Below are 22003 nucleotides of genomic sequence, written 5' to 3' on the forward strand. Positions count from 1 at the left end.
TCCGGTACGCTGAAGAATCTTGCGGGGCGCGATCGGCGGCGTCGGGGGCCGCACAGGCACCGTTTCAAGGTCCGCCCCGTTCCGCCGGTCGCGGCAGTCGGCGGGATCGGCGCATCGGAACGAAAAAGGCAACCCATCGGGTTGCCTTTTTGTTTGCCGCCGCGCTACCGTAGGCGGATGCCACCGTCGACGCCACCCGGCCCGCGCCGGCATCGTCGCTCGGCCGCGCCGGGGGGCCAGGGCCGCTCCGAAGCGCGCGCCGCGCCGGCGCTCACTGTTCCTCGTCGCTGTTCTGGTCGTCGAGCGCCTGTTTCGGCGGCGGCGGCCGCTTGCCGATCACGACCGTCACGTCGAGTTCCTTGCCCTTGCGCACGACATGCACCTTCGCCGGCGTGCCCGGCTTGATCTGCGCGACCACGTTTAGCAGCTTCGTCGTATCGGTGATTTCCTCGCCGTCGATCGACACGAGGATATCGCCCGGCTTGATCCCCGCCTTGTCGGCCGGGCCGCCTTGCAGCACGCCCGCCACGATCGCGCCCGATTTTTGCGCGAGGCTGAACGATTCGGCGATCTCGGGCGTCACGTCCTGCGGCTCGACGCCGATCCAGCCGCGCGTGACGGCGCCCGTCGTGATGATGCTCTCGAGCACGTTGCGCGCGGTCGACACGGGAATCGCGAAGCCGATGCCGAGCGAGCCGCCCGAGCGCGAGTAGATCGCCGTGTTGATGCCGAGCAGGTTGCCGTTCACGTCGACGAGCGCACCGCCCGAGTTGCCCGGATTGATCGGCGCGTCGGTCTGGATGAAATTCTCGAACGTGTTGATGCCGAGGTGGTTGCGCCCGAGCGCGCTGATGATCCCCATCGTCACCGTCTGGCCCACGCCGAACGGGTTGCCGATCGCGAGCACGACGTCGCCGACGCGCGCCTGGTCCGAGCGGCCGAGCGTGATCGTCGGCAGGTTCGTCATGTTGATCTTGAGCACCGCGAGATCGGTTTCCGGATCGCTGCCGATCACCTTCGCGGTGGCCGTGCGGCCGTCGGCGAGCGCGACTTCGATCTGGTCCGCGCCGTCGACGACGTGCTGGTTCGTTAGAATGTAACCCTCCGAGCTTACGATGACGCCCGACCCCAGATTGGCAGCGGGCTCCTCCTGCTGCCGGCGCGCGTTGCGATCGCCGAAGAAATAGCGAAAGAGCGGGTCCTTCGCGCGCGGATCGGGCGGCAGCGAACCGTCCTTGCTGGAGAATACGTTGACGACCGCGGGCATCGCCTTCTGCGCGGCGTCCGCATACGAGGATTGAGCCGGGGCGCCTCCGACGCCGGGTGCGACTTCCCGCAGCGCGACGATCGGCGCCGCCAGCTGTTTGCCGAGTTGTCCCTGCCGTTGCAGCCATTGCGGCTTGAGCGTCGCCACGATGAACATCAGTGCCAGCAGCACCGTCACCGCTTGGGCGAAGAACAGCCAGAAGCGTCTAAGCATTTGAAGATACTAGAGGTTTATATGGATCGGATCGAACTCGAATTGTACTTGAACAATACCCTCGAAATTGAGCGGTTCAAGGACTACAGCCCGAACGGCCTCCAGGTGGAAGGCCGTCGCAAGATCGAAAAAATCGCCACCGGCGTGACGGCGTCGCTCGCGTTTCTCGATCGCGCCCTCGAATGGGGCGCGGACGCGGTGCTCGTCCATCACGGCTACTTCTGGCGCAACGAGGCGCCGCAGATCACCGGTCGCAAGTATCAGCGCCTGAAGCGCCTGCTCGCGAACGACCTGAACCTGTTCGCGTTCCACCTGCCGCTCGACGCGCACCCCGAACTCGGCAACAACGCGCAGCTCGGCGAGCGTCTTGGCCTGATCGCCGACGCCCGCTTCGGCGATCAGGATCTCGGCTGGCTCGCGACGTTGCCGATGTCCGTCTCGCTCGAACATTTCGCCGCGAAGGTCGAGAACACGCTCGGCCGCACGCCGCTCGTGCTGGGCGACCAGGACCAGCAACTGCGCCGCGTCGCGTGGTGCACGGGCGGCGCGCAAAGCTTCTTCGACGCGGCGATCGACGCGGGCGCCGACGTGTTCCTGACGGGCGAAGTATCCGAGTACGTGACGCACGCGGCGGCCGAGAGCGGCGTCGCATTCGTTGCGGCGGGGCACCATGCGACCGAGCGATTCGGCATCCAGGCGCTCGGCCAGCATTTATCGGAGCGATTTGATCTCGAGCATATTTTTATCGATATTCATAACCCGGTTTAACTGCGCGAATTGCCGCACCGCATCCAAACGGAAATGCCTTGCGGTGCGGATTTCGTCGATTATCGGACCTGGAATTTCGATAGCTCGGGGAAACCCTTGATTAATAATAGCTTCAGGAGGTATTTAACGTCCGGGTCTTGTAAATGCCGACTCCATTCGAGCAAACTAGCGGCGGTGTGAAATGTCGTGACGGAAATCCAACTCAGAATTGGGGCGTGTGATGCGAGACAAAGAAGAGGAACACGTCGACAGCGGCCGCCGGACTTGGCTGATTGCGACATCGGTTGCGGGCGGCGTCGGTGGCGTCGCAACCGTGGTACCTTTCGCGGCGTCGTTGGCGCCGTCCACCAAGGCTAAGGCGGCCGGCGCGCCCGTCGAAGTCGATATCGGCGCGCTCAAGCCGGGCGAAATGCTCACGGTTCCCTGGCGCGGCAAGCCGGTCTGGGTGCTGAACCGCACCGACGACATGCTCGCCGATGTCGTGAAGGCCGACAAGGAAGTCGCCGATCCGCAGTCGAAATCCCCGTACTCGATGCCGTTGCCGTCGTATTGCGCGAACGAGTACCGGTCGAGGACCGACCGCAAGAACATTCTCGTCGTCATGGCGGTGTGCACGCATCTCGGCTGCACGCCGAGCCAGCGTTTCACGCCGGGGCCGCAGCCGAACCTGCCCGACGATTGGCCGGGCGGCTTTCTCTGTCCGTGCCACGGCTCGACCTACGACCTCGCCGGCAGGGTCTTCAAGAACAAGCCGGCGCCGCAGAATCTGGACGTCCCGCCTTACATGTTCACGTCGGCCACGACGCTCGTGATCGGCAAGGACGAGAAAGGAGAAGCGTAAATGGCGACCGACAATAAAGAGATCTCCACAACAGGCCTGCTCGGCTGGGTCGACCGGCGCTTTCCCCTCACTTCCACCTGGAAGCAACATCTTTCCGAGTACTACGCGCCGAAGAACTTCAACGTCTGGTATTTCTTCGGTTCGCTCGCGCTCCTCGTGCTCGTGAACCAGATCGTCACCGGCATCTTCCTGACGATGAACTACAAGCCCGACTCGACGCTCGCGTTCGCGTCGGTCGAGTACATCATGCGCGAAGTGCCGTGGGGCTGGCTCATTCGCTACATGCACTCGACGGGCGCGTCGATGTTCTTCGTCGTCGTCTACCTGCACATGTTCCGCGGCCTGCTGTACGGCTCGTACCGCAAGCCGCGCGAGCTCGTGTGGATCTTCGGCTGCGCGATCTTCCTGTGCCTGATGGCCGAGGCGTTCTTCGGCTACCTGCTGCCGTGGGGGCAGATGTCGTTCTGGGGCGCGCAGGTGATCGTGAACCTGTTCTCGGCGATCCCGTTCATCGGCCCGGACCTGTCGCTCTGGATTCGCGGCGATTACGTCGTGTCCGACGTCACGCTGAACCGCTTCTTCGCGTTCCACGTGATCGCGATTCCGCTCGTGCTGCTGCTGCTTGTCGTCGCGCACCTGATCGCGCTGCACGAAGTGGGGTCGAATAACCCGGACGGCATCGAGATCAAGGAGAAGAAGGACGACAAGGGCGTGCCGCTCGACGGCATTCCGTTCCACCCGTACTACTCGGTGCACGACTTCTTCGGCGTTTGCGTGTTCCTGATGGTGTTCGCGGTGATCGTGTTCTTCATGCCGGAGATGGGCGGCTACTTCCTCGAGGCGAACAACTTCATTCCGGCGAACCCGCTGCAGACGCCGCCGGAAATCGCGCCCGTCTGGTACTTCACCGCGTTCTACGCGATGCTGCGCGCGACGACCGACCCGTTCAAGATCGTGCTGATGATCGTGATCGCGGCGCTCGGCCTTCTCGCGCTCGTGCGCGCGCGCGGCAAGTGGAAGATCGCGCTGCCCGCGCTCGCCGCGGCGCTCGTCGTCTTCATGTACCTCACCGAATCGAAGTTCTGGGGCGTCGTCGTGATGGGCGCGGCCGTCGTCACGCTGTTCTTCCTGCCGTGGCTCGACCGCAGCCCGGTCAAATCGATCCGCTACCGGCCGTTCTTCCACAAGGTGTTCTTCGGGATCTTCGTCGCCGTGTTCATGACCCTCGCGTTCCTCGGCACGCGGCCGCCGTCGCCTGCCGCGACGCTGATCGCGCAGGTGTGCGCGCTCGTGTACTTCGCGTTCTTCCTCGGCATGCCGTTCTGGTCGCGGCTCGGCACATTCAAGCAGCCGCCCGAACGCGTGCGGTTCAAACCCCATTGACGTGAGCGAGGAGGTATTCGTATGAAGAAATTGCTTTCGGCGCTCGCAATGTTTATTGTGTCGGCATGTCTGCTGACGAGCGCATCCGCGCGGGCCGAGGAGGGCGAATTTCCGCTCGACCGGGCGCCCGATAACACGGAGAATCTCGTCTCTTTGCAGCATGGCGCGCAATTGTTTGTAAACTATTGCCTGAATTGCCATAGTGCGAACCTGATGCGCTACAACCGGCTGACGGATCTCGGCATCTCGCAGAAGGAGATCGAGAAGAATCTCCTGTTCGCGACCGATAAGGTCGGCAGCACGATGTCCGTCGCGATGCGGCCGGAAGACGCGAAGAACTGGCTCGGCGTTGCGCCGCCGGATCTGTCCGTCGAGGCGCGCGCCCGCAGCCGTGATTGGCTCTACACGTATCTGCGCACTTTCTACCGCGACGATACGCGGCCGACGGGCTGGAACAACGTCGTGTTCCCGAACGTCGGCATGCCTCACGTGCTGTGGCAGCTTCAAGGGGAGCGCATTGCGAAATTCGAGGAAAAGAAGGACGAGGAAACGGGCGAGAAAGTGCGCAAGCTCGCCGGGTTCCAGCAGGTGACGCCCGGAACGCTTTCGCCGGTGGATTACGATGCCGCCGTCGGCGATCTGGTCGCGTACCTGAGCTGGATGTCCGAGCCGGCGCAGCAGACCCGCAAACGCCTTGGCGTGTGGGTGCTGCTGTTCCTCGGTGTCCTGACTTTCTTCGCATGGCGGCTCAATGCCGCCTACTGGAAAGATATCAAGTAATCACGCCGTGACTGGCGTGGGGCCAGCGCGCGGAAAAGCCCGCCAAGCGGCTTTTCCGCGCGCTGGCCCTCAGCTTTTTGAGGAAACGCAAACATGATGGTTCTGTATTCCGGCACGACTTGTCCGTTCTCCCAGCGTTGCCGGCTGGTGCTGTTCGAAAAGGGCATGGATTTCGAGATCCGCGACGTCGACCTGTTCAACAAGCCAGAAGACATCGCGGTGATGAACCCGTACGGACAGGTGCCGATTCTCGTCGAACGCGATCTGATCCTGTACGAATCGAACATCATCAACGAGTACATCGACGAGCGTTTCCCGCATCCGCAACTGATGCCGGCCGATCCGGTGCAGCGCGCGCGCGCGCGCCTGTTCCTGCTCAACTTCGAGAAGGAACTGTTCGTGCACGTGAGCACGCTCGAGAACGAGAAGGGCAAGGCGGCGGAAAAGAGCCACGAGAAGGCGCGTCTCGCGATTCGCGATCGCCTGACGCAGCTCGCGCCGATCTTTCTGAAAAACAAGTACATGCTCGGCGAAGAATTCTCGATGCTCGACGTCGCGATCGCGCCGCTCTTGTGGCGCCTCGACCATTACGGGATCGAGCTGTCGAAGAACGCCGCGCCGCTGATGAAGTATGCAGAGCGGATCTTCAGCCGTCCTGCCTATATCGAAGCGCTGACGCCGTCCGAAAAGGTCATGCGTCGTTAAGAGCGGTATGTGACTGGGGAGCAGATGCGGCGGCGAGGCGCCGCCGTGTCCGTTTCCGTTCGAGGATGGCGATGCAAGAGATTTCCACGAAGCCGTATTTGCTGCGCGCGCTCTACGAGTGGTGCACCGACAACGGATATACACCCCACATCGCGGTGCGGGTCGACAAGTCGACCCGCGTGCCGCGCCAGTTCGTGCGCGACGGCGAGATCGTGTTGAACATCAGCTTCGAGGCGACGAGCCAGCTGCAGATGGGCAACGAATGGATCGAGTTCACCGCGCGGTTCTCGGGCAAGGCGCACAAGATCGAGGTGCAAATCGCGAACGTGCTTGCGATCTACGCGCGCGAGAATGGGCAGGGGATGGCGTTTCAGGTCGACGCCGCGGCGGACTCCGGCGATGCTGACGGCGGCGAGGCGCTTGCCGCGGCGGAAGACGGCGGCGATGCCGGCGGGCAGGTTGCGGGCATCGGTGCGCGGGGCGAGGACGAGGCGGTGCCGGAACCCGGCGATCGCGCGGACGACGCGCCGAAGTCGGACGGCGACGGTGATGGCGATGACGATGGCGCGAAAGGCAACCGGCCTCGCCTCAAGATCGTGAAATGAGGTAGAATTTTCGATTCCACGCCGGCTTAGCTCATCAGGTAGAGCAGTTGATTTGTAATCATCAGGTGGCGGGTTCGAGTCCTGCAGCCGGCACCAATACCGAAGCGGGTCCCAGAGATGGGGCCCGTTTTTTTTGTTCTACAAAATCACGCACGTTCTACAAAACGACAAAAAGCACATCGGGATTGTAACGTCGCGCGCGATTTGTCACTAGTTTGCGCCGAAATTGACACCGCCTTGAAAGTACACTTCGCGCGCGATTTGTCACCACCTTACAGTCCGAGCCGCTCCAGCTCACGCGGATGCTTCCGCCGGTATTCCGGGTAGTACTTCAAGCTCCCGGCAAGGCTGAGGTGGTGGTAATCGCTGTACCGATAGATCGGCAGCCCGTCGAAATCGAGCCGGCACTTCCCGGCCGTGCAAGGCACGTCGTAGGTGTGGATGATCTTCAGATCCGGAAATCGCGCCTGAAGGCGTACCTGCATCGCGGCGATCGGGGCGTGCTGGTCGACGGCGATCTTGCTGTCGAATTCGCAAACGCGTTGCGGGTACGGAAACAGCAACCCGTTGTAGAACGCGCAATTCACCATGTTCTCCGGAATCATCGGCACGTCGTCGAGCATCACGACGCGCTTTCCGGCCGCTTGCAGCTTTTCGATGGTATTGCCGAGTTCCCGTTCGAGCTGTCCGGGCATGAACCCGTGCAGCGTCGGCTTGACGTCCGGCCCGACGCCGTCGTTCAGATAGTTCTGCCACGCGGCGGACATGATGACCGTCCGGACGTCCTGCCGTGCCTGCGCATACGCCATCACCGCCTTGTCATGTTCGACGCATTGACGATGCGTGTCCTCAATGGCCGGGTCGGTCGCATGTGCCGCCATCGCCTCGATCGGCGGGCAAAGCGTGAAGGCGACGTCGTGGACCGCCATGCCGCGATCCTTGCCAAGCACGTCAAAGAAATGGATCAGGTGATAGGCGTGCGAGTCTCCCCACAGAATCGCCTTGTTCGCTGCCGATGTCGCACCGAGCGTACACGCCGCTTCGTTCGAGATGCCCACCTGGGACCAGCAGGTCTTCGCACGCGGCATGTCGAAGAGCGCCGTGCCCGACCAGTACACGTTGCTGCGAATTGCCGCAGGATAGGCGAACAGGAATCCGTTCGTCAGTTTGCCGACGCCGGCGAGCACGCCGGTGGCGAGCAGCGGGGCCAGGACGACGCCGAGCAGCGACTGTCGTGTCGTCCAGTTTGCCCGCTGCACTCTCAGTTCGAGCCGGTGCGTCGCCGCTGCCAACGCGATTGCTCCGACGATCGCGGCCGCAAAGGCGGCTGGATCGGTCAGGCTCAAGCGTCGCAGCGCGAAAAAGATCGGCCAGTGCCAGAGATAGATCGGGTAGGAGATCCGACCGAGGAACACGCACACCGGGTTAGCAAGGATCGGGCTGGAGAATCGTGCTCGCCGGCCGGCGAAGATGATCAGCGACGCGGCTACGCACGGCAACAGCGCCCCAAGCCCAGGGAATTGCGCTTCGCGGCTGGCACCGAGCACGCCCGCCGCGACGATCGCAAGGCCAGCGATCAGCAGCGTGTCATATAACGCATGTGGCTTCGTTTGCCGCTTACACCCGACAACGGCAAGCAGCACGCCGACAAGGAATTCGAACGCGCGATACTGCGCGAAATAATAGGCACCGGGTGAATCCAGGTGATGGAACGTGACGGCCAGCGCCAGGGACGCCAGTGCGCTGCCCGCCAGCACGCCGATCAGCGTTGCCCGGCTGCGTCGGCGCAACAGGAAGAGTAGGACGGGCAGCACGAGATAGAACTGTTCTTCGACCGACAGCGACCACGTATGCAACAGCGGCTGATCAGCAGCCCGCCCGTCGAAGTACCCGGTCTGCTTCGACAGGTAGATGTTCGACGTCATGGTAGCCACCGCGAGGATATTCTTCGCGAGCTTGAAGGTATCTTCCGGAAAGACAAACAGGATGCTGAAGCAGAACGTGGCTATCAACATCAGGTACAACGCTGGGGCGAGACGCCTGGCGCGACGCGCATAGAACGCGCTGAACGAAAATTGCCCGCGTGATAGGTCGCCTAGGATCGAATTGGCGACGACGAACCCCGAAATCACAAAGAAGATATCGACGCCGATGAAACCACCGGAGAACCCGGCGAAGCCGGCATGTGCGAGCACGACGGCCATGACCGCAATCGCACGAAGCCCGTCGATGTCCGGTCGATACTGCTGCTGTACGTGTGTGGTCCCGATTGTTCTTGTGTCTTGAAGCATTGCCCGTTCTTGTCAAAAAGCGCGAGCCCGAAGGATATCAACCTTCAGGCATTGGTTCGATTTTTTAACAGCTCAGCTCTAAGCGGTCCGGCACAAATGTGCCAACTTGTGTGCCGGTCGCCTTGTTTTATTGCTTTAGCGTTACCTTCAGTGCCAGATAGCGTCAGTGTTGTTAGATATGGATCACCGCCGGTGTACGTCGTTGCTTGGAGGCACCGGCCACTCGATGTTCATTGGAAACTCCGGCTGTTGTGGTATCTCGCGCAGCGCTTGTCGGTAAGCTGCCCACGTTTCCTTGGTATCAGTCGGCGCATCGGAAGCCTGTGTCCAATCGGATGCCGCGAGCAGCGTGTCCCGCTTCTCCCGCGCTTTGCTAGCGGCCTGTATCGGGCGTAATTGCTCTGCTCGAGTGAGAAGGTCGCCCACATACGGCGGGACAACCGAGCACTTCCACTCTGCAATGAATGCATCGCTGGACTGCTCGCCGGTAGCCGGATCGAGCGGATGCGCAACCCAGAAGTCTCGCCCATGAACCAAGTCTGGCCACCGTTCCTGGATAGCCAGAATCAGAAGTTCGTGCTCTACCATTCTTATTGGTTCCTCAATCGAACGCAGCGGATGTACAACGCGCCAATCGAGTCTCCCGCTGGCCCCACCCACCCACCACATCGCACACCTTTCATTATCCAGGTGTCCGGAGCATCCACCTGATGTGGTCCATTACCGCCGTTACTCTTGATCGGCCCGAATTCCGCAAAGTCATACGGCTGGCACGTAGCGCCCGCATTAGCCTTTCCATTATCGCGGTTGTAGAGATCGTCTAGGATGCCGGACATCCACGAACCGCGATAAGCACACCAAAGGTTGCCGTCCGTGTTGAGCATTTGCTGACCCCGCATGAACATCGTGCCATAGTCATCGACCGACCACGTTACGAAGTTATAGGCGTTGTTGATGATCTCCAGGCCGCCACCATCGCGCGCTCGAAAGTACGTGCTAACGTCTTGGCCCTCTCGCCAGTTTCTGAGCTGGAAGTCCGCCTGCCAGCCTTGCTTACTGAGCGCCAAGCGGCCACCAACGGTACCGCCGGACGTGTTCAGCTTCGAGTCAGGATCGAAGCTCATATCCGTCCACAGTTTTCCGTGATTTTGACCATTGATTGAAAGCCATGCGGCATTACGCTCGTTGTTCGTCGTGAGCATGTACGGCACACCATCGCCGCTTTTTACGGCGAACCCTTGCACCCATTGCTGCGTCGCGTAGGTTCCCGATAGCGCTTGTACGAATGCCGTCGTCGCGAGTCGTGTCGAGTTATCCTTTGCATCCGGTGTCGGGGCTGTCGGCGCTCCAGTCAGCGCTGGCGAATCGAGTAGCGCGACGCGCTGAAAATCGACCTCGGTCGAATACAGCGACGAAGCTGATCCCCCTTCCAACTTGATGCGACGGCAAGCGATCAGTCCGCGTGTGCCTTTCGGGTTTCCGTCCAGCACCTTGCGGATGCGCAGTTTTCGCGTGCCACGCGGAACGGCAGACGATGCACTCAAATACGTCCAACCCGCATCGGGAGGAGCCTTTAACTGCAGAGATTGCCCGAGAATCTTCGGCGGAGATGCGTCATCGTAGAATTCCGCATCGATATAGAAGCTTCCCCCGGTCAGTCCGCCAGCGAACAGTTCTGCTTGAAGACTGATCGTGACTCCATCGCCAAGCCCGACGAAGTCCGAGTAATCGACAAAGTAAACGACCTTACCGTCGAGATCACGATCAAGCGCCCAAAACGTACCTTCGCCGTAGCTGCCAATGGCTGGTTTGAGCACAAGGCCGTTCGTATCGATGTTGGACGAGTTCCCGGAAAACCACGATGCGCTTCCGAATTCAGCCGACCCATTGAACAGCAGGTTCGGACTGTTGACTCCGTTGACCCGGCCACCCGTTTGGATGCCCCCCGCAATACTGTCCGTGTAAATTTTTCGGATGCCCTTCAGAAGCTGCTTGTTGTCGTTTGGATCAAGTTTCATCCCGACGCTTTCGGGTACGGCGGCAAGCTCTTCTTGAACGGTTTGCATGAAGTGGCGAGTAACAACAGTCCCTTTGATCCCTTGCGAGGGATCGCCCGGATACCAGTTGCCATCAGGCGTGTTGATTCGTTGCATGGTTACTCTTCCTGGTAGATGAAGTAGACGAACGTGTCGGCTGGCTTCAGGTCTTGGAACACGGATTCGAGAATCGGGTCGGCAAACGTCAGCAGCGGCTCGCCAACCGCGCTTTCGTCAACACGGAAGTAGATTTCCAGTGAAGGCGAGCCGTGTACGGTTACACCCCATTGATAGACGATGTCCTCGATCCAGATCGCATCGCCGATCGCACCTTCGTCAACGCGAAATGGCTCCAGCTCGACGATTTCGATCCGGTAGCCCAGAGCGTTTGCCAGTCGCTTGAAGTACGCAATTGACATGCCGCCAGTCTCATTGACCTTGGCGACGACGGTCGATATGCGCTGTTGCAACGTCGCATCCACAGCCGGCGTGATGCCACACACACGCTCCCAATCTGGCAAGAGCTGGTGCGCAAAGAACGGCGTGATGCCGTTCACGATCGTTTCGGCGTCGGCGAGCGCGCGATCCAGCACCTTTCCTTCGGCAGTCAGCTCGGCCGCGAGACGCGGCTCACGCGGATCGTATGAGACGGCAGGAATAAGCCGCCCGAGCAGTTCGGCGTGTTCGTTCATGTCATCGTCCTCAACGTCACCTTGCCGAGCCGGCACCACTCGATCACCTGCGCATCGACCACTGGGACGACATTGGCCGTTGGGCTTTCAAGCACATAGTCTTCGATGCCAAGCGTATCGTTGATGACGCCGCCGATGCGGTTTCGAATGACCATGTCGCCAGGAGACACGATCGCGTTATAGGCTGCGAGACCGGATTCGACAGCCGATTGAGCCGCGTCGAGCGTGATGCCGTTCAGCTTGACGGCCGCCGTGACGTCGTAGGGCTTGATCGACGGCACGACAACGCGTGCATCCTTGGCCCGCACCGGCCGCTGATCGTCAATGTGCGCCTGCACGGCTTTTAATACGTCATCCGAAGGTAGGCCATCTTCGGTCACGATAACGACGTCGACCGTGCCGAGCCCCCGACGCAACGGATAGACAAACGCGGCCGTTACGCCGGCCACCTCCATCGCCCATTGCCAGTAATCATATTTGTTGCCACCGGCCGGTGGACGACGAATGCGCTGCAGCAGACGTGCGAGCAAGCTGTCGAGCGTTTCGATTGCCGTGCCGCCACGAAGATTGACGATTGCCAGCGTCGCGTCGACGTTGACCGGAGGCACGGTGAGCGTGAGCGCATCGCCATCCTGGCGGTTTCCGTCGACACCGGCGTCGACGGCCACCACACTGACGACGAGATTGCCCGTCGCGTCGAATGTGCCATCGCTCGTCGTTACATACGCCGTGCCGTCCTGGTACTTCGCGCTCAAACCGCTAGCGAGCTGGACACCGGGCTTGCCTGTTACGCGCACCGTGCCGCTGGCGACAACGGCTGGTTTGCGCTCGATGCCGCGCAGGCGTGCATGCAGGATGAGATTGTCCTCGTCGGCCGTGTCCGGGAATATCTGCTTCGCCGTCCAGACCTGGTGCGCATACAGCCCTTCGATCACGCTGGCCACGCCGCTCGCGCGCACATAGTGGTCGGAATCCGGGCCGATGTCGGCGTCGGAACGCTGGTTCTTGATCTCGCGCAGAATGTTCGCGCGGACCTGGTCGAGCGTCAGAACAGTCGCCGGCATTACGACACCTTGACCGGATGCTGGAAGTGCTGAACGTCGCCTGTCGCGTCATGCACGTCGATGAGAAGAGCGAGCCAGCTTTTTTCGCCCGATGCGGACGACACCGATACCTTGCTCGCTCGCCCATCCTTGACCAGGGGCGCGAGCGCCTGCTCGGCATACTGGACTGCAAGGCGACGCACGCGAGGCGTATCCTTCTCTCGCGCAAGCGTGTGCAGCAGCGAGCCGACGTCCGGCGCGGCCCACCAGGAGCCGAGCGGTGTGGCGAGGCGGATATACACGGCGTTCGCGAGCGTCGTGGTCCGCGTGCCGGTATATCCGCCTGTTTGCGGGTTCAGAAGTGCGTCCATGCCGCGATTGTGATCGCGCGCGCGTGGACAATTCAGATGATGGAGGTCAGTGAGTGCCGCTGATGTCAGGCGACAGGGGTGCCCGTGATGCTGCCCGTTTCCGGATGCTTGTGGCCGTTGAAGCTCTTGCCGCTGATCACGGCATCCTTGTCGACGTTCAGGCTGTCGATGCGCGCGCCGTCGCCACCCGACATCGACATGCCGCCCTTGCCGGTGATCTGCTCGGCCACGTTGAGCGCGTGATCCATATTGACGGTCGGCGTCTTGAAGTTGACCGATTCTTCGGCTTCGATGTTCAGCGTCTTCGTCTTGATGTCGATGACGCGGCCGCGAGCGAGGACGATGGAATCACCTTCGTCCGTGTACAGCGCCACCTCGCCAGCCTTCAACGCCTTCAACCGATACTGACCATGCTCGGTCGCGATGACGATTCCATGACTCGTCTTGCCGCCGACCGGCACCACGACCATCATCGTGCCGGCCGGCGGCGAACTGGTGTAGCCGTAGTGTTGGAATAGTTCGAGGTCGACCATGTTCTCGCCAGCGAGACCTTCGCCGCGAACGGTCGCGGTCGGGCCGTTTGTCTGCACGCCACCGATCATTCCTCGGAAGGCTTGCCGAATGCCGGAAACCGCACGCTGGATGCGCTTGTCGATGTCCTTGATCATTTCATGATGCTCGCGTCGATGGTGGCGTCCGTGACTTCGATCGATGGTCCGCCGCGTTTCTTCTTCCGATGCTTGCGGCCCGAATGCGGATGCGCGTCGAGAATCCACACGCCATCTTCCTTCAGGGTCAGCGTCGTGTGCGTGCCGCCTGGACGGCCACCCGTGAATCGACGCGCCATCAGGAAGTAGATGGCGTCGATCCCGTATTCCTCCCATACGACGTGCACCCGTTGGCCCGGCTTCCACAGCACGCCGTCCGAGGTTCGGTGTCCCTTGACGCTCGCGCGCAGCGTGTGCGCGGCGAGTGCCGAGTCGGAAATGATCTTGCGCGCACGCGCTTCGGCCGCTGCCAGATTGGGCGCGTCGTGGTCGACGACTATCTTGGGGCGGTACACCGGCACATCCTTGTCTTTCACGGTCGCCTTGATGGCGTGCTTGCCGGCCTTCGATCCGGTGCCGTGCGCCTGGCCGAGCACCGTGACTTCCGAGTGTCGCTCGGCGATCGACAAATCCTCGTCGAACCACTCGACGTTGTTGCCCTTACCATCCTCGCGCAGGATCAGGCTCGCGACGGGCGGGGCATTGTAGTCCGGCCCGCCGACCACGAGCGTGCCGTCCGGATCGAACCACGGCCACAAACCTTCACCCTCGGCCGCGTGAACGAGCGCGTCCCATGCCGTGTCACCCGGGTCGACGCTGATCTTGTCCCACGTCGACTGCGCGCGCGCCGTGTCGATACGAATCTTCCTGATCCCGAGCGGTTTAACGATGTTCGCGACCACCTCCGCTAACGTGACCTGTTTAGCCGTGAAAATCGGTGCCGAGCAGTCGCGCAGGATCGCGGCATAGTCCCGGCCGCTGATCGACAGCGTCTTCTCGGTCTTGCTGGTGCGGCGACGCACCTGGTCGACGTAGCCGACGAGCACCGTGTCGTCGCCGACCTTCACCTGGACATGCGCGCCGGATTTGACCGTGTCCGGCATCTTGCCGGCCGGGCGCGTGAGGCGCACGTCCCACGCGTCGGCCGGCGTCAGCAGATCGGAATCGATCGAATACGACGACCAGGCGCTGTGCGCCTTGCCACCGATCAGCAGCGTCACGTCGTCATTGGGCGAAGCCACGGACAATGTCTCCTCGCTGAATGAAGTTCGGATTGCGGATCTGTGAATTCAGGCGCAGCAGCTCCGTCGAGCGCAAATAGTCTCCGTACCAGAGATGCGCCAGCAACGTGAGATTCGACGGCGCATCAACCGTGCGCGAAATGATCGGCGGCAGGACGTCGATCACCTTGATCGCCAGCTCCTGCACCGACAGTGCCGTCTCTTTTAACGGCTCGATAACGGGCCGAGCCTGTTCGACCGGCACGGCCGCGCGTACGGCGTCGATCGCGGCCTGGATCAATCCACGCGTATCGTTCGCGATCTGCTCGACCTGATCCGGCGTCAGCGTCGGGGTGTCGGCCTCATTCGCCAGGATGTCGGATGCAACGCTGGCCGTCACCGTGGCAACGACAACCGCCGTGACGGCCGTGACGAGCTGGATGTCCGATGCGTCAGCGGCAACGGTGCTAGGACGTGCCGGTGCATACGGCGTGGCGGGGTCGGTCGAGCTGCTGGGTGCGGCCGTCGTGGCCTGCGTGCCAGGAATGACGAGCGGCTGGCCAGCGGCCGACGCTGCAGGCAGCTTCACGACCGTCTTCATCTGGTCGCGCATGTCGTTCCAGTCAGACATGACGAGTCCTGGATCGAACGAACGGAAATCCGCGATACCGCTGACCAGGCCGATCAGGTCCGACGCGAACGCGCCCGGCCAGGACAGATAATCGACCGTCGCACGTCGAAAGCCGACGACAAGCGCCGTGATCGGACCGAGCGCCTCGCTCAGGACATCGCGCAAAGCATTGAGTCGGCGCAGGCCAGCCTTCATCGTCTTGAGCAGGCCGACTGCTCGCTCGAACATGCTGGTGCCGGCATCCTGCGCGGTGGTCGCGAGCTGCGCGGCGGCGTCAGCGGTTTGCGTCGGCCGCTGCTCAATGAAGAACGGATTGGCCGGCGTCGAGCGCTTGAACCGCATCTCGATCACACACGCGTCGACGTTCTCGGCATCATGGGACACGTGCGCGCCAATGAGCTGCATGCTTGGCATCGACCCGAACACCGGATGGATCAGTTCGCCCGGCCCCTTGATCGCGAGTGCGCCGAGCAGCGCCTGCATCCGATCCTCGTAATCGTCGCCGAAGAAGATCGCGGTAATACTGGTGGTGTGCGCCTTCAGGCCGAGATCTTCAACGTCTTCGCCGTCGACGTGCGGCACCGCGTATTCAGCGGTATCGCGGTCGATCGTATCGTCCGTGTGCTGCGCGTCGAACGGAACGCCGCGAAACGAAGCATCGAGCAGGCTATCTTTCCATGCCATATCAGAATCTCCGAGCCGCCTTTTGGCCAGCCATCGTGACGAAGTCGTAGAGGTGCTGGCCATCGAGGTTGATGGTGAAGTGTCCCTCGACAACAGGCGGCTTCTCGTCCTTCTTCTGCGCGAAGATCGCGTCGCCGATCATTTTGCCGAGCTTCTCCCCCCATTCGTGGCCGAAGTATCCGGCGACGGCCCCGACGCCCGCGCCGACGATGTTGCCTGCGACGGGAACGACCGAGCCAAGCGCCGCGCCGGTCGCCGCACCAGCAGCCATCCCGGCAAGACCACCAACAGCACCGCCGGCAACACCGACGTAAGCGGCTTTCTTCTCGTCAGCCGTCTTCGACTGATCGCCCGCGATCGAAAACGCCTCGAGGCCGCTTGCGATCGCCAGCAATGGGCCACCACGCGTGCCGATGGCTTTCGCCATGCCTGCGAACCGTGCGCCGAATCCCGCCGCGCTGGCCGCGCCTGCGACACCTGCGCTCGCCAGCCCGGCATCGGCTGCCGCCACGGCGCCGGCAGCGCGGCCGCCGGTCACAAACCGCATCAGACCCGCGCCCAGGAGGATGGCCGTCAGCCCTTCGAATGCGAGCGTGGTGCCGGCAATTGCTTTCGCGAGGCCCGGGTATTCCTTCGCATAGTTCGCGAGCTTCGACGCCGCGTCGCCGAGCTGGTGATTCAATCCGCGCAGGGCGTCCATCTCCGCGATCTCGGCCTCGTTCTTGAGCTGCTGCGCCTTGAACCCGTCCATCGCTTTCACGACGTCGAAGTCGCCTGCGATCGTGCCGCCTCCGCGATCCCATTCGTGCATGGCGGCTTCATACACCTCCTGCCGCTTGTGCTTCTGCGTGATGTAGCCGGTCAGCGCCATCACTGACTGCTGGTTGCCGAACAGCTTGCCGATCGCCGAACCCTGCAGCAGGTTCGCCATGTCCGTCAGCAATTCCTTGTCCTCGCCCGGTTTGGCGGTTTTCAGTTTGCGCTGGATTTCCTGGTACTTCTTGTCGCTCTTGAAGATCGTCTCGATCGTCGCCTCTATCGCGTCGAGCATGTCGCCGCCGCGCGCCAGGGTCCGCATTTTGACGCCCTCGAAATCCTTGATGCCGGCGCGTTTCGCCGCGTGGGCCAGCTCCCGGCTCGACATCTGGTTGAGCAGGTCGGTCACGTTCGTGCCGGCCTGACCGGCAGTGCCAGCCGTGGACATTGCCGTTTCGTTCAGCGCCAGAATCTTCGCGTAGCCGCGCGCGCCCGAGAAACCCGCATTGCCTGCGGCCGCCATCTGCGCCGGAAGGTAATGGCTCAGGTCCGGGAACTTGAATTCACCCATGTGGCTGGCGACCGCCCCCATGTCCAGAACACGCCCGGTATCGTGCTCTTCAAAGCGCAAGTTCTGCACGGCCTTGACCGCGACGTTGCCCAGGTCGACCGGGTCGGCTCCCTCGGCTTGCGCACCTCGCTGCAGTTTCGGCAGAAGCTCGAACGCGGCTTTGTGTCCAAGCGCGTCGTGAGCCATCAGTTTTTCGAGGGATTCCATCGCTTGGTCGAGCGTCCCGCCACCCTCCTGAACAGCCGCGTAAACAACTGCTCGCAGCTCATCGGTGGCCTTCACGCGATCCTTCGGTGCAAGGTTGCGATAGCTGGTGTTCGCGATCATCGCCAGATGCTGATCGAACCGCATTGCCTGGCCCACCGGGCCGGACAGCACGCGCGCGCCCGCATAGGCTCCGGCAATCCCTTCACCGACACGCAGCATGCCGTGCGAGCCGCGAGCCAGTAGGCTTTCCCGTTCGACCGTCTTGCCAAGTTCCTTGTTCAGCTCAGCGACCTTGCGCTGAACGGCTGCGAATGCACGAGCTTGTTCGTTCGACGACGAGAAGCCGGCCCGCGCGAGTCGGTTGTACGACGCGACCGTCTGATCGATTTCGCGCCGGATCGTCTGTTCCGATCGAATGTCGAGCTGCTGACGGGCATTGGCGAGCCGTTGCGACCCGGTCAGCACGTTACGGTTCGCGCGCTGATACGCAGCCTCGGTCTGCGCGACATTGCGTTGCACGGCTTGCTCGGCCTGCGCGCTCTGCGTCATGCGGACGTTGTACAGCATCCGGCTCGTCGACACGGCGACGCGCGACGCGTCGGTATAGGTCTGCGTCGTCTGGCGCACGCTGCGCTGGACATTGCGTTCGGATTGCTGCGCCGGTGCGGACACCTGGTCGCGCATCCGAATGGTCATGCCGACGGCGAGATCGCGAGACATTCCTATTTACCCTTGCGGCGTTTGCGCCGCATGCTTTTAACGGTCGGCCCGGTCTTCCCGGGGCGACCGTTCGAACCCTGTCCGCGCAGCGTGGCGAACGCGGACAGGTAACCCTCCAGCTCCGGTTCGCTCAGGTTCCGGACTCGCTCTTCGCTGAACCCGCAGGGTCCGAGGATGAGGACGGCGAGTCGGAAGTTGCGAAGGTGGGTTTCCTTTCCTTTCGCTTTTTTTTGAGCAGTTCCTGCTTGGCGTACAACTGGTCATAGTCGACGTCGATCGCCGTGCCGATCAGCTCCGGCGTGATCTCTTCCTTCGGGACGGTGCCGAGCGACAGCAGGCATGACGAGATGATCGCCGCGTTGACGCGCATGTTCGACACGCCGCCGCCGAGGATCGACGGATGCTCATAGGCCGAGATGTTGTCGTCGACCGTCGCGAGACGCAGCTCGAAGTCGTAGTGATACTGGCCACTGCCGGCCGGATATTCGATGCCGTAGTCCAGCGAACCCTTTTCCGTCATGATGCTCATTCCGTCACCCGTCGAGTCGAGAAGATGGTGAGGTCGCGGCGCGCCTCGTTTTCCACGCTGTACTGATCGCCCATGTCGAGCGTGACGCAGTCGTAATAGCTCACGCGCTGGCCGCCGGGCGACACCGGGAACATGGTCAGCTTGCCGCCCTCCATGTTGAACCAGTCGATCTCGTCGCCGTCGAGCGGGATCACGACCGTCATCTTCAGCTCGTGTTCCTCGACGCCACGCGCGAAGCCCTTGACGCGGCCCGTGCGATTCATCGTCTTGACCGGCTTCTTGCCGGTCTTCGACGTTGGCGACACGCTCACGACCTCGGCCTCCTGGCCGTCGACCTCGAGCACGATCGCGCCAACGTATTCTTCCAATGCCATGGCTGGCTCCTATAGTGTTGCGAAGGGTGTTACAGGATCAGGTCGATCCGGCCGGCGAACACGTGCAACCCGTTCACGACGTCGCACGGGATCGCAGCATTGAGCTGGTTGACGTCCTGCAGATCGCGCTCGACGATCAGCTTGTCCTTGTTCGCGTCGACGTTCTCGATGATTTCCAGCTCTTCCAGCTTGTAGAGCACATCGAGCAGTTCGCTGCGCACCTTCGGCGGCGTCTTCTCCGACTGCTTCTCGCGCGGAAACCGCAGCGCAATGCGCTGCTGACACGCCTTGCGAACGTAGTCAAGCGTGCGGATCGTCGTGATGTCGAGCAGCGCCGGATCGTCGATGCCCTGTGCATCCTTTGTGTACGTCGTGATTGACCGGACGATCTGCACAGCGTTGCCCGGGCCGATCTCGAACGGCGTCACGCCGTTGTGCAGCGCTTTCTCCTGCTCGGTGCGCCCGGGCTGCGACGGGATCGGCGTCACGTCGAGACCGGTCAGCGCGAGCGTGTTCAGCGGCCGAGCCGGGTCCGTCTCGCTGGCAATGACAGCCGCATAGGCGGCGGCGATCTCGGCCGGCAAGCACACCGAACCCGGGTGCCAGCCGATCGTGATCCGGCCCGCGTCGAGGTCGCCGGCCAGCGTGGTCGCGGTGGCGAGCGTCGCGGGCGTGCCAGCGACGCTCACTGCCGGACGCTGTTCGAGCGGCCCCGAGATGCTGTCCAGGTGCGTGCGCAGCTTCGTCAGTGATTCCTTCGTCGGCCAGCACGTCACATACACGTTGTACTTCGCGCCGTACACGGCCGCGAGCGCCAGGGCGATGTCGGGATCGTTCAGGCCGCCCGTGAACGCCGTGATCGTCGCCGTGACGCCGGCTGCCTGGTTGAGCTGCGACAGGACCATGTCATTGCCGAACGCGCCCTTGTTCTTCGTCGTCAACGTCACCTTGCCGTTGACCGAATCCGCCGTGACTGGCAGCGCCGTCTTCTGCGCGATCTGAGCCGCGAGACGCGTGGCAATCGCCGTTTCCGTGTCGGTCGCGTACACGGCGATGTCGACCCGGGTGTTGCCGATGATCAGCGCGAACGCGCCATCGGCCGTCGCTGGCCCCTTGAACTCGACCGATCCCTTGGCCGGTTGGCCGGCCTGCGCGTCGTCGACGGCGATGACCGTCAGGCTGACGTATTTGTTCGCCGTGATCGCCGCGACGGCCGCGATGTGCGCGAGCGAGCCTGCGCCGAAGTACAGCGCCGCCTGGTCGCCGGAGAACACATCGACCGGCTTCAGCGCCGGGACAGTGCCGTCAGCGGTACGCTGCCCGACGATGATCACGGTCTGGTCGTTCGCCGGCAGCGTACGCACGGCGAGTTTCGTGTTGTATTCGAAGTACTTGCCCGGCTTGCGGATGCCCGACGGGATCGTATCGAAAGCGATGTTTTGGCTTGCCATCAGTTAGGTTCCTTTCGCGGCCTTTTTGGCACTCGATTCAACCGCGGGACTCGGCGCGACGTCGACGCTCGACTCCACGGCCGGCGCAGCTTCCACAACCAGATCGCCGTCGGCGACGCGGCGGTGGTAATAGGCGGTATCCGGCACATCGACGGCTTCAGCGTCCGTGATGTACTGGCGCGATGCGTGTTCCTTCGGGACACGCAACCCGGAACGGGCTTTCACTTTCATGGTTGCTCCTTCATCTCAATGTGATCCACCGCATCGGCCGGGCGATCGGTGCCGGGTTGCAGGTAGTAGCGCAGCAGCGTCGACTTCCAGTCCGGCGTCGGTGGATCGAGCTGACCTTCGTATTGCTCGAACACCTCGCCGAGCGGCCCTTCGACGCTGCCTTGCGGAAATGCACCGACGAACAGCGTGTCTTCGACCCACGCGGTATGAAATTCGAGCGCGTAGACCGACATGGCGTCGTTACGGACCTTCGTGTTGAACAGCGTGCGAATCGCGCCCGGCGCGAAATGCCGGATCGGCAGGCCCATGTCCTGCTCGTTCAGGAGGTAGCGGACGGCCGAGATCAGCAGGTTCGTGCCGACCTCGATCTGCGCCGGCCCGCCGTGCCGACTGGTTTCTTCGTTCCGAACGCTGCGTGCGCCGACCATCACGACGAAGGTCGCCTCGGCCTTCCACTTCGAGCGACTCGTCGCGACGGGATCGGTGCGCTTCACGCCGCCAAACGTCACCCACGCAGCCGGGAAGCGCCGCACGACGGTGTCCAATTCTTCGTCGTCGAATTCCCCGCCGTAGGTCTTGACCTCGGCGACCATCTTGCCGAGGCCGCGCGTGAGGCGGTCGACGACGCCAAGCTCAACTGCAGTGACGATCGGGACGTAGGGCATGGCGTTATCGGTTCTCGCGAGCGAACACGCGCGTGCCTGTCACGAACTGGACAGAGTTGTCGGGTTGCGGAATCGAACCCGTCGTCGTCGAGCCGAGCGTGACGTCGCCGGTCGCGACGAGCTTCAGGAATGCGATCGCGGCCTTGTAACGCTTGTCGATTTCGTCGGTCATGACGGTTTCGCCGCCGCACAGGCGATAGCGCGCGATGTCGCAACACACGCCCGCGAGCATCTTCGGTTGCGGATCGAGCGGCAGCGCGTACCGGCCCGCCAGATACGTATCGATCTCGGCGGATGCCTCGTCGAGCGCATCGGCCAGCACGACGGCGTTCACGTCGCCGGTGCGTTCGCGATCGGACAGCGAGATCGCCTCGCGCTGTCCGAAGCGACCGATCATGAATTCGACGGTGGCGTACATGGC

At 62.4% G+C, this 22003-nt stretch carries 23 protein-coding genes and 1 tRNA gene; 7 read left to right on the top strand and 17 right to left on the bottom strand.

All coding sequences use genetic code 11. The annotated features are described in order from the left end of the window. Positions 1–271: 271 nt before the first annotated feature. The gene (locus tag WS78_RS01050) at positions 272–1480 is read right to left on the bottom strand and encodes a Do family serine endopeptidase (protein ID WP_038754974.1); all 1209 of its coding nucleotides are present in this window, start codon (positions 1478–1480) and stop codon (positions 272–274) included. A 21-nt stretch (positions 1481–1501) separates the two neighbouring features. Here WS78_RS01050 and WS78_RS01055 point away from each other — a divergent pair, with 21 nt between their 5' ends. The 7 genes from WS78_RS01055 to WS78_RS01085 all read left to right on the top strand — a co-directional run bounded on the left by WS78_RS01055 (position 1502) and on the right by WS78_RS01085 (position 6658). After that, positions 1502–2248 (top strand): Nif3-like dinuclear metal center hexameric protein, encoded by a 747-nt coding sequence (locus WS78_RS01055; protein ID WP_038754977.1) that lies wholly within the window; start codon positions 1502–1504, stop codon positions 2246–2248. A 220-nt stretch (positions 2249–2468) separates the two neighbouring features. After that, on the top strand, positions 2469–3089 hold the full coding sequence (gene petA / locus WS78_RS01060) for a ubiquinol-cytochrome c reductase iron-sulfur subunit (RefSeq protein WP_038754979.1): 621 nt from the start codon (positions 2469–2471) through the stop codon (positions 3087–3089). Beyond that, a complete protein-coding gene (locus tag WS78_RS01065) occupies positions 3090–4472 on the top strand; it encodes a cytochrome b (RefSeq protein WP_059577328.1) in 1383 nt (460 codons plus the stop codon). 21 nt (positions 4473–4493) lie between these two features. After that, on the top strand, positions 4494–5252 hold the full coding sequence (locus WS78_RS01070) for a cytochrome c1 (RefSeq protein WP_038754985.1): 759 nt from the start codon (positions 4494–4496) through the stop codon (positions 5250–5252). Between the two features lie 93 nt (positions 5253–5345). After that, positions 5346–5957 carry a glutathione S-transferase N-terminal domain-containing protein gene (locus WS78_RS01075; RefSeq protein ID WP_004185176.1) on the top strand — a complete coding sequence of 204 codons (612 nt, stop codon included), beginning with the start codon at positions 5346–5348 and terminating at the stop codon, positions 5955–5957. Between the two features lie 71 nt (positions 5958–6028). Beyond that, complete coding sequence (locus WS78_RS01080; protein ID WP_038754999.1) at positions 6029–6562, top strand: ClpXP protease specificity-enhancing factor; 534 nt, start codon at positions 6029–6031, stop codon at positions 6560–6562. A gap of 20 nt (positions 6563–6582) precedes the next feature. Next, positions 6583–6658 (top strand) — tRNA-Thr (locus WS78_RS01085). 176 nt (positions 6659–6834) lie between these two features. On the opposite strand, the gene WS78_RS01090 is transcribed toward WS78_RS01085, so the two are convergent. The 16 genes from WS78_RS01090 to WS78_RS01165 form a co-directional block, all read right to left on the bottom strand. Further along, positions 6835–8766, bottom strand: coding sequence for an acyltransferase family protein (locus tag WS78_RS01090; protein WP_059577326.1), 1932 nt, complete (start codon positions 8764–8766; stop codon positions 6835–6837). A gap of 270 nt (positions 8767–9036) precedes the next feature. Then, positions 9037–9441, bottom strand: coding sequence for a tail fiber assembly protein (locus WS78_RS01095; RefSeq protein WP_059577323.1), 405 nt, complete (start codon positions 9439–9441; stop codon positions 9037–9039). Between the two features lie 2 nt (positions 9442–9443). Further along, positions 9444–11006 (bottom strand): hypothetical protein, encoded by a 1563-nt coding sequence (locus WS78_RS01100; RefSeq protein WP_082717421.1) that lies wholly within the window; start codon positions 11004–11006, stop codon positions 9444–9446. Between the two features lie 2 nt (positions 11007–11008). After that, complete coding sequence (locus WS78_RS01105; RefSeq protein ID WP_004549651.1) at positions 11009–11581, bottom strand: YmfQ family protein; 573 nt, start codon at positions 11579–11581, stop codon at positions 11009–11011. Further along, on the bottom strand, positions 11578–12645 hold the full coding sequence (locus WS78_RS01110; protein WP_059577314.1) for a baseplate J/gp47 family protein: 1068 nt from the start codon (positions 12643–12645) through the stop codon (positions 11578–11580). Before WS78_RS01110 ends, WS78_RS01105 begins: the two co-directional genes overlap by 4 nt. Then, entirely contained in the window at positions 12645–12995 is a 351-nt protein-coding gene (locus tag WS78_RS01115) for a phage GP46 family protein (RefSeq protein ID WP_038730277.1), read from the bottom strand. Before WS78_RS01115 ends, WS78_RS01110 begins: the two co-directional genes overlap by 1 nt. A 65-nt stretch (positions 12996–13060) precedes the next feature. Next, entirely contained in the window at positions 13061–13663 is a 603-nt protein-coding gene (locus tag WS78_RS01120) for a phage baseplate assembly protein V (RefSeq protein WP_006025666.1), read from the bottom strand. Beyond that, positions 13660–14784 (bottom strand): phage baseplate assembly protein, encoded by a 1125-nt coding sequence (locus WS78_RS01125; protein ID WP_059579172.1) that lies wholly within the window; start codon positions 14782–14784, stop codon positions 13660–13662. Before WS78_RS01125 ends, WS78_RS01120 begins: the two co-directional genes overlap by 4 nt. Continuing rightward, positions 14768–16078, bottom strand: coding sequence for a DNA circularization protein (locus WS78_RS01130; RefSeq protein ID WP_038748622.1), 1311 nt, complete (start codon positions 16076–16078; stop codon positions 14768–14770). The genes WS78_RS01125 and WS78_RS01130 overlap by 17 nt, the downstream gene beginning before the upstream one ends. Before the next feature lies 1 nt (position 16079). Further along, on the bottom strand, positions 16080–18332 hold the full coding sequence (locus tag WS78_RS01135; RefSeq protein ID WP_038748621.1) for a phage tail tape measure protein: 2253 nt from the start codon (positions 18330–18332) through the stop codon (positions 16080–16082). A 130-nt stretch (positions 18333–18462) separates the two neighbouring features. After that, entirely contained in the window at positions 18463–18852 is a 390-nt protein-coding gene (locus WS78_RS01140) for a hypothetical protein (protein WP_226377186.1), read from the bottom strand. Positions 18853–18857: 5 nt separating this feature from the next. Beyond that, on the bottom strand, positions 18858–19235 hold the full coding sequence (locus WS78_RS01145; protein ID WP_059577766.1) for a hypothetical protein: 378 nt from the start codon (positions 19233–19235) through the stop codon (positions 18858–18860). A 29-nt stretch (positions 19236–19264) separates the two neighbouring features. Further along, on the bottom strand, positions 19265–20686 hold the full coding sequence (locus WS78_RS01150) for a phage tail sheath C-terminal domain-containing protein (RefSeq protein ID WP_059577769.1): 1422 nt from the start codon (positions 20684–20686) through the stop codon (positions 19265–19267). Positions 20687–20689: 3 nt separating this feature from the next. Then, positions 20690–20917 carry a DUF2635 domain-containing protein gene (locus WS78_RS01155; RefSeq protein ID WP_059577772.1) on the bottom strand — a complete coding sequence of 76 codons (228 nt, stop codon included), beginning with the start codon at positions 20915–20917 and terminating at the stop codon, positions 20690–20692. Continuing rightward, positions 20914–21582 (bottom strand): DUF1834 family protein, encoded by a 669-nt coding sequence (locus WS78_RS01160; RefSeq protein WP_059580620.1) that lies wholly within the window; start codon positions 21580–21582, stop codon positions 20914–20916. Before WS78_RS01160 ends, WS78_RS01155 begins: the two co-directional genes overlap by 4 nt. A gap of 4 nt (positions 21583–21586) precedes the next feature. Further along, entirely contained in the window at positions 21587–22000 is a 414-nt protein-coding gene (locus WS78_RS01165; protein ID WP_059580625.1) for a gp436 family protein, read from the bottom strand. Positions 22001–22003 lie beyond the last annotated feature (3 nt).

Source organism: Burkholderia savannae (genome assembly GCF_001524445.2).
GTDB classification, from domain to species: Bacteria; Pseudomonadota; Gammaproteobacteria; order Burkholderiales; family Burkholderiaceae; genus Burkholderia; species Burkholderia savannae.

Bases quoted from the DNA above. Each gene is read 5' to 3' on its own strand.
- WS78_RS01050 (WP_038754974.1), bottom strand. From the start codon at position 1,480: ATGCTTAGACGCTTCTGGCTGTTCTTCGCCCAAGCGGTGACGGTGCTG.
- WS78_RS01055 (WP_038754977.1), top strand. From the start codon at position 1,502: ATGGATCGGATCGAACTCGAATTGTACTTGAACAATACCCTCGAAATT.
- petA (WP_038754979.1), top strand. From the start codon at position 2,469: ATGCGAGACAAAGAAGAGGAACACGTCGACAGCGGCCGCCGGACTTGG.
- WS78_RS01065 (WP_059577328.1), top strand. From the start codon at position 3,090: ATGGCGACCGACAATAAAGAGATCTCCACAACAGGCCTGCTCGGCTGG.
- WS78_RS01070 (WP_038754985.1), top strand. From the start codon at position 4,494: ATGAAGAAATTGCTTTCGGCGCTCGCAATGTTTATTGTGTCGGCATGT.
- WS78_RS01075 (WP_004185176.1), top strand. From the start codon at position 5,346: ATGATGGTTCTGTATTCCGGCACGACTTGTCCGTTCTCCCAGCGTTGC.
- WS78_RS01080 (WP_038754999.1), top strand. From the start codon at position 6,029: ATGCAAGAGATTTCCACGAAGCCGTATTTGCTGCGCGCGCTCTACGAG.
- WS78_RS01090 (WP_059577326.1), bottom strand. From the start codon at position 8,766: ATGGCCGTCGTGCTCGCACATGCCGGCTTCGCCGGGTTCTCCGGTGGT.
- WS78_RS01095 (WP_059577323.1), bottom strand. From the start codon at position 9,441: ATGGTAGAGCACGAACTTCTGATTCTGGCTATCCAGGAACGGTGGCCA.
- WS78_RS01100 (WP_082717421.1), bottom strand. From the start codon at position 11,006: ATGCAACGAATCAACACGCCTGATGGCAACTGGTATCCGGGCGATCCC.
- WS78_RS01105 (WP_004549651.1), bottom strand. From the start codon at position 11,581: ATGAACGAACACGCCGAACTGCTCGGGCGGCTTATTCCTGCCGTCTCA.
- WS78_RS01110 (WP_059577314.1), bottom strand. From the start codon at position 12,645: ATGCCGGCGACTGTTCTGACGCTCGACCAGGTCCGCGCGAACATTCTG.
- WS78_RS01115 (WP_038730277.1), bottom strand. From the start codon at position 12,995: ATGGACGCACTTCTGAACCCGCAAACAGGCGGATATACCGGCACGCGG.
- WS78_RS01120 (WP_006025666.1), bottom strand. From the start codon at position 13,663: ATGATCAAGGACATCGACAAGCGCATCCAGCGTGCGGTTTCCGGCATT.
- WS78_RS01130 (WP_038748622.1), bottom strand. From the start codon at position 16,078: ATGGCATGGAAAGATAGCCTGCTCGATGCTTCGTTTCGCGGCGTTCCG.
- WS78_RS01135 (WP_038748621.1), bottom strand. From the start codon at position 18,332: ATGTCTCGCGATCTCGCCGTCGGCATGACCATTCGGATGCGCGACCAG.
- WS78_RS01140 (WP_226377186.1), bottom strand. From the start codon at position 18,852: ATGACGGAAAAGGGTTCGCTGGACTACGGCATCGAATATCCGGCCGGC.
- WS78_RS01145 (WP_059577766.1), bottom strand. From the start codon at position 19,235: ATGGCATTGGAAGAATACGTTGGCGCGATCGTGCTCGAGGTCGACGGC.
- WS78_RS01150 (WP_059577769.1), bottom strand. From the start codon at position 20,686: ATGGCAAGCCAAAACATCGCTTTCGATACGATCCCGTCGGGCATCCGC.
- WS78_RS01155 (WP_059577772.1), bottom strand. From the start codon at position 20,917: ATGAAAGTGAAAGCCCGTTCCGGGTTGCGTGTCCCGAAGGAACACGCA.
- WS78_RS01160 (WP_059580620.1), bottom strand. From the start codon at position 21,582: ATGCCCTACGTCCCGATCGTCACTGCAGTTGAGCTTGGCGTCGTCGAC.
- WS78_RS01165 (WP_059580625.1), bottom strand. From the start codon at position 22,000: ATGTACGCCACCGTCGAATTCATGATCGGTCGCTTCGGACAGCGCGAG.